This is a genomic window from Streptomyces sp. NPDC041122 (assembly GCF_055592445.1).
In genome coordinates, this window is sequence record NZ_JBVIYQ010000002.1 from 1,058,498 (window position 1) to 1,070,937 (window position 12,440).

Here is a 12,440-nt window from a genome sequence, read left to right on the forward strand (position 1 = left end):
CTCCCTACTTGGTGGCGACGACCAGCCCGGAGAGGAGCGAGACGTTGCTGGTGCGTACGTCCCGGAAGCCCGCTTCCTGCACCCAGCCGAGGATGTCCTCGCTGTCGCGCACCTCGCCCTCCTCGGTGTTGACGAGGAGGATCAGGCCGAACATGTACGGGAAGAGCCCGGTGGCCAGCGACGGCATGTGCGCGTGCACCAACAGCCGCCCGCCTTCCGGCAGGTGCTCGTGGATCCGCTTGATCAGATGTCCGGCGCGCTCAGGGCCGTACCCGTCGAGCACGTGCGAGAGCAGGACGGCGTCACTCGCGGGCCACGGGTCGCTCATGATGTCCGACGGCCGGACCTCCACCCGGTCCGCGACGCCCGCCTCCGCCACGTTCGCCTTGGTCAGTTCGCACACCGCGGGGTAGTCGAGGGAGGTGACCCGCAGCCGCGGGTGGTGCTTGGCCAGCGCGATGGAGTAGTCGCCCGAGCCGCAGCCCAGGTCGATGATGTTCCCCACCCCGTCGAGGGGCACCGCGGCGGCGAGCTTGTCGGCCTGGAGCCGGGAACTCACCCGCATGGCCTGGATCAGCCGGCCGGTGCCCTCGCGGCCTTCGCCGACCGCCGCACCCTGGTCGCGGTAACCCTCCTTGAGGACACGCTGGTTGAGCGAGGCGTTCTCGCGTACCGCGTCCCCGAGGCGGTCGAAGTGGCCGAAGTGCTTGTTCTGGTGCTCGGCGAAGCCGCCCATGTACTCGGGCCGGCCCGCGACGAGGAAGCGGGAGGACTCCGGGGTGTTGCGGTAGCGGCCGTCCTCGCGCGACACCAGGTCGAGCCCGGTGAGCGCGACCAGCAGGGCGCGGGTGGGCCGATGCTGGAGTTCCAGCTCCGCCGCCAGCTCCTCGATGGTCCGCGGACTCTTCTCGAGGGCTTCGAAGACGCCCAGTTCGAGTGCGCTGAACACCGCCTTGGACTGGAGGTAGGCGGTCAGGATCGAGTGGACCCGGGAGGAGTCCTGCTCGGTGGCGTCCGTCGTGCTCACTTGCCCTCCAGGAGACTCGTGTACGCGGGGAGCTGCGTGTACTCGTACGGGTCCTCGGAGAGGAAGACATTGCGCACCGGCGGCCGTTCACAGGGCGCCACCACCAGGAACCGGCACGTCTGGTCGGGTCCCGTGACGAATCCGTGGGGCTCGTTCCTGGGGATGAAGATGGCGTCCCCCGGTCCCACCTGCTCGGTCCTGCCCTGGTCGGGCATGACGAGGCCCATGGAGCCCTCGATGACGTAGATCTCGTGCTCCCACTCGTGGAAGTGCGGCGGCGTGGAGCCGTTCGGCGCCACCTCGAATTCCGTGAGGACGAACCGGTCCGCGCCGTCGGGTGTGTCGATGAGTTTGCGGTGGGTGGTTTCCTTCGCTCCCGGCTCCCTTACGATCTCCGCCTTTACCGCGGTCCTGTGAACGCGCCTCATGTGCTTCCTTTCCGTCAGGTGATTGCCGGATCGGGTCGGTGCCGCACATGAATCTATGGCAGTACCGCTCACGGTTTCGATGGGCGCGGATCACGGCCGGCACGTGACAAATGGCCGAAGACACCCGGGACGACCGCCCACACGCGGGGACAGGTGCCCGACACGTCTGTGACAGCCGGGATTATTGCCGAAATCCGCCCTGCACGGCCGCCTCGCTTTCCTCTAGTCTGCGAAAATAAACGGAAGTTGAATTCAATGCAGTGGAGGTCGAAGTGTCCGACCGCACGCCCAGAGCCCCCACGAAGGAACGCATCGTGGACGCGGCCCGCCAGGAGCTCGCCCGGCACGGCTACGACGGAATGACACTGCGCGGCGTCGCCCGCCGGGCCCAGGTGGACACCCGCCTGGTGAGCCACTACTTCGCCGGGAAGGACCGGCTCTGCGCCGAGGCCATCAGGCTGCCCTGCGCCACGGCCGTGTCCCGCCCGCCCGACGCGGGGGAGCCCGGCGCGCCGGCCGGCCCCCGTATCGCCCAGGCCCTCCTGCGCACGTGGGCCGCCGACCCTCCTGTCGGCCGGGCGCTGGTCGCCGCGGCACTCACCCACGAGCGCTCCGCGGCGCTGCTCCGCTCCTTCCTCACCGGGCTCGTCGACGAGCTGTTGGGATCGGTGCAGCTGCGCCAGCGGGAATCACGGGTCGCCATGACGGTCAGTCACCTGCTGGGCCTCGCCCTGTTGTCCTGCACGGGAGCCGAGTTGCTCGATCCGCCGGCGCCACTGGTTCCCGGGGCGCTCGCCGACTATCTGCTCGTCCTGTTGAGGGAGCCGCTGCCGTGAGCGGCGGTCCGCCGGTCCGCCGGGGCAGACGGCCCGGCGCGGGCAGCGCCCGCGGGCAGATCCTGCGAGCCGCCCAGGTGAAGTTCGCCGAACGCGGCTACGAAGGCACCACGATCCGGTCGATCGCCCGCGAGGCCGGTGTGGACGCCTCGTTGGTCCACCACTTCTTCGGTACGAAGGAGGGCGTCTTCTCGGCCGCGATGAGCCGGGCCCTGCACCCGGCCGAGATCAAGCCGGAGGTACTCGCGGGCGCACCGGACGGCCTCGGCGAACGGATCCTGCGCAGCTTCCTCCAGCAGTGGGAGACGGTGGAGCGGCGCGATCCCATGCTGGCGGTGATCCGGTCCGCGGTCTCCCACGAGGACGCCGCGCTCCAGTTGCGGAAGTTCATCACCACGGAGGTTCTCGGCACGCTCGCTCGGTCCATCCCCGGCCCTGACGCGCCGGTGCGCGCCACGATGGTCGGCTCCCAGCTGATCGGCCTGATCATGGTGCGCTATATCGTGCGGGTGGAGCCGCTCGCCTCGGCCTCGACCGAGACCCTGGTCGAACTGTTCGCACCCGTACTGGGCAGCTACCTCGCCGGGGACGGTTGAGGCCTTTCCCGGCGGACGGCCCCGCACCGGCGACCGCCCGCATCGACGGCGGCTCGGCCGGGCAAGCGACGCAAGCCGAGTCAGGGGAGCAAGAGGCCGATGCTGGACTACAGCGAGGAAGCCGACCGGTACGACGCCTCGCGCGGCGGAGAGCCCCGCGCCGCCGCCGCCGCGGACGCGGTGCTCGGCCTGGTGCCCGACGGGCCGGGCGCGCTCCTCGACGTCGCCTGCGGCACCGGCCTGGTCACCCGGCGCCTCGCCGCGCGGCAGGGGCTGCGGGTGACCGGCCTCGACGCCACATACCGGATGGCGCGGATGGCGGCGGGACGGCTGCCGGGCGCCGTGGTCCTCGGCGACAGCCGTCAACTCCCCTTCGCCGACGCGTCGTTCGACGCCGTGAGCACCGTGTGGCTGCTGCACCTGCTGTCCGGGGCCGAGGAGGCCTCGGCGGTCGTCGCGGAGTGCGCGCGGGTGCTGCGGCCCGGCGGCGTCTACGTCACCACCGTGGACAAGGCCGCCGCGCACGACGTGGGCAGCGACATCGACGCCGTGCTCGCGCCGCGCCCGGTGGCGGTGGCCGTCGACCGCGCCGAGGCCGTCGACGCCTGCGCCGCCGAGCACGGCCTGACGCCGGCGGGCCGGGCGAGCTTCCGCGGCCACGGCCAGGGCCGCTCGCCCCGCTCCACCATCGAGGACGTGCGACGCGGCTGGTTCACGCAGATCCCGGCCGGAGGACCGCTCGCCGCGCGGTTCACGACCGCGCTCGCGGACCTCCCCGACCAGGACGTTCCGCGCCCCGACCCCCGGTTCGGCGTGCGCGCCTACCGCAAGCGAGGCTGACGGATCTTTTGCGGAACCGGCAACTGTGGTGGTCCGAAACCGGTACGGGGAGCAGGCTGGCTCCGTCGGCAGCACACAGCACGGCTCGGGAACCGGAAGGCGGCAGAAGACGATGGGGCATCACCACGGGCACCGACAGGGGCACGGCCACGGGCATGGGCATGGGCATGACGGCGACATGGACTGGGCCGCCATGGGTGCCATGCTGGAGCGCTACGCGCGCATCGCCGCGCCCCTCTACGGCCAGGTGGCCGACTGGCTGAAGCGCTGGGCCCCCGCGCCGGGCGTGGTCGTCGACGTCGGCTCCGGCCCGGGCGCCGTCTCCGTCCTGCTGGCCGAGGCGTTCCCGAAGGCCCGGATCGTCGCGGCGGACCCCGAGGACGCCCTCCTGGAGCAGGCCCGCGAGCGTGCGGAGCGCGAGGGCCTGGCCGACCGGTTCGGCACGGCGCGCGCCGCACTCCCGGACGACATCGGCGACGTGCCGACGGCCGACCTGCTGTGGCTGTGCAAGTCCCTGCACCACGTCGGCGACCAGGCCGGTGCGCTGGCGGCGCTCGCCGGACGCCTCGCGCCGGGCGGCACGATGGCTCTCCTGGAGGGCGGCCTGGGCTCCCGCTATCTGCCCCGCGACATCGGCGTCGGCCGCCCGGGACTGCTCGCCCGGCTGGAGGCGGCGGACGAGGAGTGGTTCACGGGGATGCGCGCGGGCCTCGACGGCTCGCGGGACACGCCGGAGGACTGGCCGGCCCTCCTCGCCGGCGCGGGCCTGCGTCACGAGGCCAGCCGCAGCTTCCTGCTCGACCTGCCGGCCCCGCTCTCCCACGACGCCCGCGCCCACGTGGTGCAGGAGTTCACCCGCCGCCGCGAGATGCACGCCGACCGCCTCGCCCCCGACGACCTCACCACCCTCGACCGCCTCCTGGACGAGAAGGACCCCCAGAGCCTGCACCACCGCGCCGACCTGTTCGTGCTGACGGCGCAGACGGTGCATGTGGCGGTGAGGAACGCTTAGCGGCGACCGAGAGGGCGCGCTTCGAGTGGACATACGTCACCCGGCCTGTCGTGACAGGCCGGGTGACGTGCAGCGGACCGCTGAGGTCCCGCCGGCGCAGAGCCGGGGTGCCGCGGCTCAGACGACGTGGAACGTCGCCGGGTCCGGGCCGATGCGGCGGTCCTCGTTCAGGGCCGAGATCGCCGCCATGTCCTCGGGGTCCAGCTCGAAGTCGAACACGTCGATGTTCTCCTTGATCCGCGACGGCGTCACGGACTTCGGGATCACGATGTTGCCCAGCTGGATGTGCCAGCGCAGGACGACCTGCGCGGGCGAGCGCCCGTGCTTCTGCGCGATGGCGATGATCGCCGGGACCTCCAGGAGGCCCCTGCCGGAGCCGAGCGGCGACCACGCCTCGGTGGCGATGCCCTGCTCGGCGTGGAGCTCGCGCGAGGCGCGCTGCTGCAGGTGGGGGTGGAGCTCGATCTGGTTGACGGCGGGGATGACCGACGTCTCGGAGATGAGCCGCGTCAGCTGGTCGGGGAGGAAGTTCGAGACGCCGATGGACTTCGCGCGGCCGTCCGCCAGGATCTTCTCGAACGCCTTGTACGTGTCCACGTACTTGTCGTTCGACGGCGCCGGCCAGTGGATCAGGTAGAGGTCCACGTAGTCGAGGCCCAGCTTCTCCAGCGAGGCGTCGAAGGCGCGCAGTGTCGCGTCGTGGCCGTGCTCGCTGTTCCAGAGCTTCGTCGTGACGAACAGGTCCTCACGGGCCACACCGGACGCGGCGATCGCCCGGCCGGTGCCTTCCTCGTTGCCGTAGATGGCCGCGGTGTCGATGCTCCGGTACCCGGCCTCCAGGGCCAGCGCGACGGCCTTCTCGGCCTCGTCGTCCGGAACCTGCCACACGCCGAAGCCGAGCTGGGGCATCTCGACGCCGTTGTTCAGGATGATCGGGGGAACCTTGCTCACGAGCTTTCGATCCTTAAGTCGTCGGTTGGTCTTCCCATGGTCAACGATCAGGGGCCGTGCCGCATTCCTGGCCGCGGTCGGGACGCCGATCGTCGTGTGCACCGGTCTCCATCCTGTCGCCGGTCGGGCGGGTGCCGAAACGAACGCGGACGCGGTTTTCCTCGCGGATCGGTCCGGGCCATTGACGGTGTCCCGTCACGCGAATCTCTTGCACGTCGCCGAACGTGCGACATACATGTGAACGTGTGAACGCCGGCCCAAGCCTTCCGAAGCCCACCGACGTCATGGCCGCGACCGGCGTCAGGTGGTTCACGCTCGCCGGCGCCTACCGAAGGGTCATCGACGCCTACAAGGTGAAGGCCTTCGACACCGACCTCGAGAACACCGAGTTCGGCAACGCCACCGTGCGTCGGCGCAGCGTCAGTTGATGGGCCGGCAGGAGGTGTGCCGGGGTACGATCTCCGCACCCGCGTGACCGCGCCTAGCTGCGGTAGAGCGCCTCGACCTCCGCCGAGTACACCGTCTCGATCGCCTTGCGCTTCAGCTTCAGCGACGGCGTGAGCAGGCCGTGCTCCTCGGTGAACTGGTGCGCCAGTATGCGGAACGTACGGATCGACTCGGCCTGGGAGACCAGGGTGTTGGCGGCGACGACGGCCCGCCGCACCTCGGTCTCCAGGTCGGGGTCGCGCACCAGGTCGCCCGGCGCCATCATCGGCTTGCGGCGCATGGTCAGCCAGTGCTCCACGGCCTCGGAGTCGAGCGTGACGAGCGCGGCGATGTAGGGGCGGTCGTTGCCCACGACGATGCACTGCGCGACCAGCGGATGGTCGCGCACCCGCTCCTCCAGCTGGGCCGGCGAGACGCTCTTGCCGCCGGACGTCACCAGGATCTCCTTCTTGCGCCCGGTGATCGTCAGATAGCCGTCCTCGTCGAGCGCGCCCAGGTCACCGGTGGCGAGCCAGCCGTCGTGCAGGGTCGCGTCGGTGGACTTGGGGTCGTTGAGGTACCCCTGGAAGACGTTGCCGCCGTACAGCCAGACCTCGCCGTCCTCCGCGATGTGCACGCTGACGCCGGGGATGGCCTGGCCGACCGTGCCGTAGCGGGTGCGCTCGGGCGGGTTGGCGGTCGCGGCGGCCGTCGACTCCGTCAGGCCGTACCCCTCGTAGATCGTCACTCCGGCGCCCGCGAAGAACAGCCCGAGCCGTCGGTCCATCCCGGAACCGCCGGACATCGCGTGCCGCACCCGGCCGCCCATCGCCTCGCGGACCTTGGAGTAGACGAGCTTCTCGAAGAGCTGGTGCTGCATGCGCAGCCCCGCCGCCGGGCCCGGCCCCGTCCCGAAGGCCTTGGCCTCGAGCGCGTCGGCGTACCGCACCGCGCACTCCACGGCCTTGTCGAACGGGCCGGCCTTGCCGTCCTTCTCCGCCTTGCGCCGCGCCGCGTTGAAGACCTTCTCGAAGATGTACGGCACGGCCAGGATGAACGTGGGCCGGAAGGCGGCGAGATCGGGAAGGAGCGCCGCCGCGTTGAGGTTGGGCTGATGGCCCATCTTGACCCGGCCGCGCACCGCCGCGACCTGCACCATGCGGCCGAAGACATGGGCGAGCGGCAGGAACAGGAGCGTGGTCGCCTCGCTGTCGCGCTTGGAGTGGAAGACCGGCTCCCAGCGCGACACCATCACGTCCGCCTCGAACATGAAGTTCGCGTGCGAGATCAGACAGCCCTTGGGGCGGCCCGTGGTGCCGGACGTGTAGATGATCGTGGCGATCGAGTCGGGCGTCACGGCGCGGCGGTGGCGGTGCACCACCTCGTCGTCGATGTCGCGGCCCGCCGCGCCCAGTTCACCCACCGCGTCGGCGTCGAGCTGCCAGAGCTTGCGCAGCTGGGGGAGGCGGTCGACGACCGAGCCGATCGTCATCGCGTGGTCCTCGTGCTCGACCATCGCGGCCGAGACCTGCGCGTCGTGCAGCATCCAGAAGACCTGCTCGGCCGAGGACGTCGGGTAGATCGGCACGACCTGGGCGCCGATGGTCCACAGCGCGAAGTCGAAGAGCGTCCACTCGTAGCGGGTGCGGGACATGATGGCGACGCGGTCGCCGAACCGCACCCCCTGGGCGATCAGGCCCTTGGCCAGCGCGAGCACCTCGTCGCGGAACTCGGCCGCGGTGACGTCGCTCCAGCGTCCGTCGGTCTTGCGGCCGAAGGCGACGCGCGACGGGTCCTCGACGGCATGGTCGAACACGGCGTCGGCAAGGCCGCCCACCAGCGGCGCCGACGCCATCGGAGGATTCGAGAACTCGCGCAATGATGCTCCTTGTGGCGCTCCGCACAGCGCCGTGACGGTACCCCACCCCGCCCGCCTTCGGGAGGGGGTCCAAAAGGCGCCGGTACGGACCATCGGCACTGGTCAGCCGGTGGAAATGCGGCCACAAGGGGAAGGGCGGGACAACTTACTTACGGAGGAGTAAGTTTCGGGAGCGTAATCTCCACCGAATCTGTACGCAGCACACAGATTCGTTCGCATCGGACGATCTTCCGGCCGCTTGCCCACCACAAGATCATGTACGCGTCCGCCCCGTCGCGCTTCCGCTCCCGCCTGGGACTTCGCGGAGCGAGGTGGCGGCGCGAGCCCTTCGGGCCCCTGGCGGCCGACCCTTCGTCACGGCTCCTCGGGCGTGGAGCAGGTGGGGAACTTGTGCCGATTCATCGCCCACTCATCGCCTGCTCGTCGCTCACTCGTCGCCCGCTCAGCGCCCGCGGTGCCGGTCCACGATGCCCTCGATGATCGTCATCAGCCGCTCGCCGACCCGGTCGACGCTGCCGTTCTGCGTGCTGACCTGCGCACCTTCGAGCGCGAAGGTGATCTCTGCGGCGGTCTGTCCGGGGTCCGGCAGCCCGGCCGCGGCGCACATGGCGACCAGTCTGCGGGTCTGGAGCGCCTTGTGCCGCTCGATCACCTGCCGGGCCGGATGGGCGCGGTCGGGCAGCTCCGCCAGGGAGTTGATGAAGGGGCAGCCCCGGTAGGAGATGCCGGGCAGCCCCTCGGCGATGAAGCGGGCCAGGCCCAGGATCTGTTCCTCGGGGCGGCCGGGGTGTGCGGCCTCGACACGGTCGAAGGCCGCCTGGTAGTCGGCGGCGACGATGCGCAGCCACTCCGCGACGAGGGCGTCCTTCGTCTCGAAGTGCCGGTAGATCGCCATCTTGGTGGTCTCGGCCTTCTCGGCGATCGCCTGGACGCCCACCCGCCGGATCCCTTCGCTCTGGAAGAGCTCCTCGGCCGCGTCCAGGATCCGCTCGCGCGGCGGCAGCTTCGCCACTCTGTCCGGTCTGCCGGCGGTCGTCGCCATGAGTCCTCCGTGCCGTCCGTCCGCTCGGGTCCGCTCCGGGGCCTGTGGTTCTTGGGCCCTCGACGCGGTGCTACGGTACCAGTCCGTTCCACGCGATACCGATCGGTATCACTCGGTACTCACGGGTATCGAGAGGTGCGCATCCGGTACCGCCTCACCGCTGGGAGTGACCGTGAGAATTGCCGAGTACGTGAGTCATGACGCCGTTGGCCTCGCCGAGCTGGTCGCTGCGGGCGAGGTGAGCCCCGCCGAGGTCGAGACGGTCGCCCGCGAGGCCGCGCGGGCGGTCGATCCGCTGATCAACGCGATCGTGGAGACCTGGCCCACCGACGACCGGCCCGAGCCGGGCAGCGCCCCGCTGGCCGGCGTCCCGTTCCTGATCAAGGACATCGGCGTCACGATGGCCGGCCGGCGCACGGAGCTCGGCAGCCGCCTCGCGGCCGGCCACGTCGCCCGCGCCGACTCCTTCCTGATGCGGCGCTTCCGCCGCGCCGGACTCGTGACGTTCGGCCGCACCGCGACACCGGAGATGGCGTACGGCATCACCACCGAACCGGCGTTCCGCGGCCCGACCCGCAACCCGTGGGACCCGGACCGGAGCGCCGGCGGCTCCAGTGGGGGCGCGGCCGCGGCGGTCGCCGCCGGGGTGGTGCCGGTCGCCCACGGCACCGACGCCGCCGGATCGCTGCGCATCCCCGCCGCCTGCACCGGCCTGTTCGCCCTGAAGCCCACCCGCGGCCGGGTCTCCGTCGGCCCCGACGCCGACGAGGTCCTGGGCGGCCTCGCGGTGCAGGGCTGCGTCAGCCGTACGGTGCGCGACAGCGCGGTGCTGCTCGACGCGGTGCGCGGCCCGGAACCGGGCGACCCCTACTTCGCCGCCGAGCCGCCCCGCCCGTACGTGCGGGAAGTCACCCGCGACCCGGGCCGGCTGCGGATCGGCGTCCTCGGACAGCCGTGGGGTGGGTGCCGCACCACCGCGCCGGTGGCCGACGGCCTCGCCCGCACCGTCGCCCTGCTCGAATCCCTCGGCCACCGGGTGACGGAGGCCGAGGTCGAACTCGGCGTGGACTGGGAGGAGTTCGTCCTGGCCAACGCCCGGCAGTGGTCGGCGCACCTCACCGCGTCGGTCGACGAGCTGGCCGCCGCCTTCGACCGTCCCGTCGACCTGTCGACCCTGGAGCCCTCCACCCTGGCCGGCTACCGGTACGGGCAGCGGGTCACCGGCGCCGGGTTCGTCTCCGCCCTCGCGGTCCGCAACCGCGTCGCCCGGAGCCTCGCGCGCTCCTTCGCCGCCTACGACGTGCTGCTCACCCCGACCCTTCCGGAGCTCGCGGTGCCGTTGGGTACGCCGGGGCGCGGGGCACAGGAGCTGGACGGCCTGGACTGGCTGCGCCGCCTCTTCGACCGCGCGCCGTTCTCCGCGGCGTTCAATGTGGCGGGCACACCCGCCATGTCCGTGCCCGTGACGGCCGACGCCGCGACCGGGCTCCCGGTCGGCGCGCAGTTCGCCGCGGGCTTCGGGCGGGAAGGGCTCCTCTTCCGCCTCGCTGGGCAGCTCGAACAGGCGAGCCCGTGGGCCGGCCGGACGCCCCGGGTGTGGGCGGGGAACGCGCCGGGGGACACGGTGGCGTGATCCCCGTCCGAGCGGGCCGGGCGCCGAGTGCGATGAGTTCCGCGGGCGCGCCGGGTCTACAGGGGTGACGATCGCTGAGTCGACGGATTGATCGCTCGGCGGTTCGCCGGTCGACGGAACCCGCCGCAGTCACCGCCCGAGGAGAACGCCATGGCCGCCACCTACACCTTCGACGTCTTCTCCAGCCTCGACGGCTACGGCGCCGCCGAGGGCGACTGGACCGGCTACTGGGGCAAGCAGGGTCCCGAGCTGCTCGACCACCGCCTCTCGCTGTACGGCGCGGAGCAGCGGATGGTCTTCGGCGCCCGTACCTACCGGCAGTTCGTGCAGATGCTGGGGGCGGCCACCGAGGACTCCGACGTGCGCGACCCCTGGGTCACCCGGATGGTGAACCTGCCGGCGACGGTGGTGTCGACGACGCTGGAAGGCCCACTCGACTGGCCGGACGCCACCGTCGCGAGCGGCGACGCCGTCGACGTAGTCGCCCGGCTCAAGAAGGAGTCCGCCGTGCCGTTGCGCTCGCACGGCAGCCTGTCGATGAACCGGGCGCTGATGGCCGCCGGCCTGGTCGACCGCCTCCAGGTGACCGTCTTCCCCGTCGTCACCGGCCGCACCGGTCTGGCCCCCGTCTTCCGGGGCGCGGACGACTTCGACCTGGAACTGCTGGAGAGCCGGACGCTCGACGGCCGCATCCAGGAGCTCATCTACCGCCCCACCCGCCACTGATCCGCGCGGGCGCGGGACGGAGGGGGCGGCTCAGGGAGCGGACGCGGCCGACCCGTAGGCGTACTCGGAGATCAGGGTGCCGCCGGTGTCGCGCAGCCTGGCCGCGTCGCCCCGGTCGTTCCAGATGGGGCGTCCGCTGCCGTACGAGAAGCCGCCCCACTCCGGGTGGCTCTGGTTGGTGTAGATGCGGACGCGGGCGCCGGGCAGCAGCGTCGTGCCCGCCGGGAAGGTGAAGTTCTGCCCCGCGTCGTCCGCGCCGAGCACCCAGCCGGAGATGTCGGCGGGCGCGGTGCCGCGGTTGACGACCTCCACGTACTCGTCGGCCTGCGAGCGCTTCACCTCGCCCTTGAACCGCACGGTGGTGATGTGGACGTCCGGGAGTCCGGTGCGGGCCAGCACCGCGACGAGGTCGGCGCTGTTGGCGGCGTTCTCGGGGCTGATGAACCGCGTGACGATCTGGCCGCCCTGCTTGAATCCCGTGATGACCACCGCGTATTCGGTGTTGTCGATGGTGACGGTCTCCGGCGACACCCGGGTGGGCAGGTCGACGATGTCCTCGGGGTTCGGGCCGACGTTCGGCGTCTCGTTGTGCTGGAAACGGAAACTGAAGTCGTGCGGAACCTGGTCCTCGAACACGACGCGTGCGGCGAGGTCGATCTCGAACTGGTTCTGCGGCATTCCCTGAATGGGGAAGTTCTGATGGGTGAACGTGCCGAGCGTGAACTCCGTGCCGTCCAGGAGGACATCGACCGTGCCGCCGGCGAAGAGATAGCCGCTCTTGCCGCCGCCCGCGGGAATGCCCCACTTGATGTTGTCGGTGCTCAGGCCTTCCAGGTTGGGCGGGTTGATGCTGATCGCGGTCCAGGTGCCTGACGTGTCGACCTTCGACATGCGCAGATCTCCTCTGCCCGGTTGATTTCTTCCCGGCCGACCAGCCGGGACCGCGACGATAGCTTTGGGGCGGATCGGCCGGAAAGGCGAATTCAGGAAGGATGGGGCAGTCTTCGCGAATGGCCGATAGTTTCGCCGCGCCTTCCGCCGGAG

General features: G+C 71.2%; 13 protein-coding genes. 7 read left to right on the forward strand and 6 right to left on the reverse strand.

What is annotated here, in order from left to right; translation table 11 throughout:
- Nucleotides 1-4: 4 nt before the first annotated feature.
- Both ACZ6B8_RS10975 and ACZ6B8_RS10980 read right to left on the reverse strand, forming a co-directional pair.
- The gene (locus ACZ6B8_RS10975; RefSeq protein ID WP_471073002.1) at nucleotides 5-1,027 is read right to left on the reverse strand and encodes a methyltransferase; all 1,023 of its coding nucleotides are present in this window, start codon (nucleotides 1,025-1,027) and stop codon (nucleotides 5-7) included.
- Entirely contained in the window at nucleotides 1,024-1,455 is a 432-nt protein-coding gene (locus ACZ6B8_RS10980; RefSeq protein WP_471072999.1) for a cupin domain-containing protein, read from the reverse strand. Before ACZ6B8_RS10980 ends, ACZ6B8_RS10975 begins: the two co-directional genes overlap by 4 nt.
- A gap of 272 nt (nucleotides 1,456-1,727) precedes the next feature.
- On the opposite strand from ACZ6B8_RS10980, the gene ACZ6B8_RS10985 reads away from it, so the two are divergent.
- From ACZ6B8_RS10985 to ACZ6B8_RS11000, 4 genes are all read left to right on the forward strand, one after another.
- Nucleotides 1,728-2,291 (forward strand): TetR/AcrR family transcriptional regulator, encoded by a 564-nt coding sequence (locus ACZ6B8_RS10985; protein WP_471072996.1) that lies wholly within the window; start codon nucleotides 1,728-1,730, stop codon nucleotides 2,289-2,291.
- The gene (locus tag ACZ6B8_RS10990) at nucleotides 2,288-2,887 is read left to right on the forward strand and encodes a TetR/AcrR family transcriptional regulator (protein WP_471607000.1); all 600 of its coding nucleotides are present in this window, start codon (nucleotides 2,288-2,290) and stop codon (nucleotides 2,885-2,887) included. The genes ACZ6B8_RS10985 and ACZ6B8_RS10990 overlap by 4 nt, the downstream gene beginning before the upstream one ends.
- Nucleotides 2,888-2,986: 99 nt before the next feature.
- Nucleotides 2,987-3,727, forward strand: a complete 741-nt coding sequence (locus tag ACZ6B8_RS10995; protein ID WP_471072990.1) for a class I SAM-dependent methyltransferase — start codon at nucleotides 2,987-2,989, stop codon at nucleotides 3,725-3,727.
- Between the two features lie 112 nt (nucleotides 3,728-3,839).
- On the forward strand, nucleotides 3,840-4,739 hold the full coding sequence (locus tag ACZ6B8_RS11000) for a class I SAM-dependent methyltransferase (RefSeq protein ID WP_471607001.1): 900 nt from the start codon (nucleotides 3,840-3,842) through the stop codon (nucleotides 4,737-4,739).
- A 117-nt stretch (nucleotides 4,740-4,856) separates the two neighbouring features.
- On the opposite strand, the gene ACZ6B8_RS11005 is transcribed toward ACZ6B8_RS11000, so the two are convergent.
- The gene (locus ACZ6B8_RS11005) at nucleotides 4,857-5,648 is read right to left on the reverse strand and encodes an aldo/keto reductase (RefSeq protein WP_471607191.1); all 792 of its coding nucleotides are present in this window, start codon (nucleotides 5,646-5,648) and stop codon (nucleotides 4,857-4,859) included.
- A gap of 287 nt (nucleotides 5,649-5,935) precedes the next feature.
- Here ACZ6B8_RS11005 and ACZ6B8_RS11010 point away from each other — a divergent pair, with 287 nt between their 5' ends.
- A complete protein-coding gene (locus tag ACZ6B8_RS11010) occupies nucleotides 5,936-6,118 on the forward strand; it encodes a hypothetical protein (protein ID WP_471607002.1) in 183 nt (60 codons plus the stop codon).
- 53 nt (nucleotides 6,119-6,171) lie between these two features.
- Here ACZ6B8_RS11010 and ACZ6B8_RS11015 read toward each other — a convergent pair whose 3' ends face one another.
- Entirely contained in the window at nucleotides 6,172-7,995 is a 1,824-nt protein-coding gene (locus ACZ6B8_RS11015; protein ID WP_471607003.1) for an AMP-dependent synthetase/ligase, read from the reverse strand.
- A gap of 442 nt (nucleotides 7,996-8,437) precedes the next feature.
- A complete protein-coding gene (locus ACZ6B8_RS11020) occupies nucleotides 8,438-9,037 on the reverse strand; it encodes a TetR/AcrR family transcriptional regulator (protein WP_471072979.1) in 600 nt (199 codons plus the stop codon).
- A gap of 172 nt (nucleotides 9,038-9,209) precedes the next feature.
- On the opposite strand from ACZ6B8_RS11020, the gene ACZ6B8_RS11025 reads away from it, so the two are divergent.
- Nucleotides 9,210-10,670: an amidase gene (locus ACZ6B8_RS11025; RefSeq protein WP_471607004.1), complete on the forward strand. Its 1,461-nt coding sequence runs from the start codon at nucleotides 9,210-9,212 to the stop codon at nucleotides 10,668-10,670.
- A 150-nt stretch (nucleotides 10,671-10,820) separates the two neighbouring features.
- Nucleotides 10,821-11,396, forward strand: coding sequence for a dihydrofolate reductase family protein (locus ACZ6B8_RS11030; RefSeq protein ID WP_471607005.1), 576 nt, complete (start codon nucleotides 10,821-10,823; stop codon nucleotides 11,394-11,396).
- Nucleotides 11,397-11,426: 30 nt separating this feature from the next.
- Here ACZ6B8_RS11030 and ACZ6B8_RS11035 read toward each other — a convergent pair whose 3' ends face one another.
- Nucleotides 11,427-12,287: a choice-of-anchor K domain-containing protein gene (locus ACZ6B8_RS11035; protein ID WP_471072970.1), complete on the reverse strand. Its 861-nt coding sequence runs from the start codon at nucleotides 12,285-12,287 to the stop codon at nucleotides 11,427-11,429.
- Between the last annotated feature and the right edge of the window lie 153 nt (nucleotides 12,288-12,440).

Coding starts and splice junctions, on each gene's coding strand:
- ACZ6B8_RS11020 (WP_471072979.1), bottom strand. CDS start 9,037: ATGGCGACGACCGCCGGCAGACCGGACAGAGTGGCGAAGCTGCCGCCG.
- ACZ6B8_RS11030 (WP_471607005.1), top strand. CDS start 10,821: ATGGCCGCCACCTACACCTTCGACGTCTTCTCCAGCCTCGACGGCTAC.
- ACZ6B8_RS11005 (WP_471607191.1), bottom strand. CDS start 5,648: ATGCCCCAGCTCGGCTTCGGCGTGTGGCAGGTTCCGGACGACGAGGCC.
- ACZ6B8_RS10980 (WP_471072999.1), bottom strand. CDS start 1,455: ATGAGGCGCGTTCACAGGACCGCGGTAAAGGCGGAGATCGTAAGGGAG.
- ACZ6B8_RS10995 (WP_471072990.1), top strand. CDS start 2,987: ATGCTGGACTACAGCGAGGAAGCCGACCGGTACGACGCCTCGCGCGGC.
- ACZ6B8_RS11000 (WP_471607001.1), top strand. CDS start 3,840: ATGGGGCATCACCACGGGCACCGACAGGGGCACGGCCACGGGCATGGG.
- ACZ6B8_RS11035 (WP_471072970.1), bottom strand. CDS start 12,287: ATGTCGAAGGTCGACACGTCAGGCACCTGGACCGCGATCAGCATCAAC.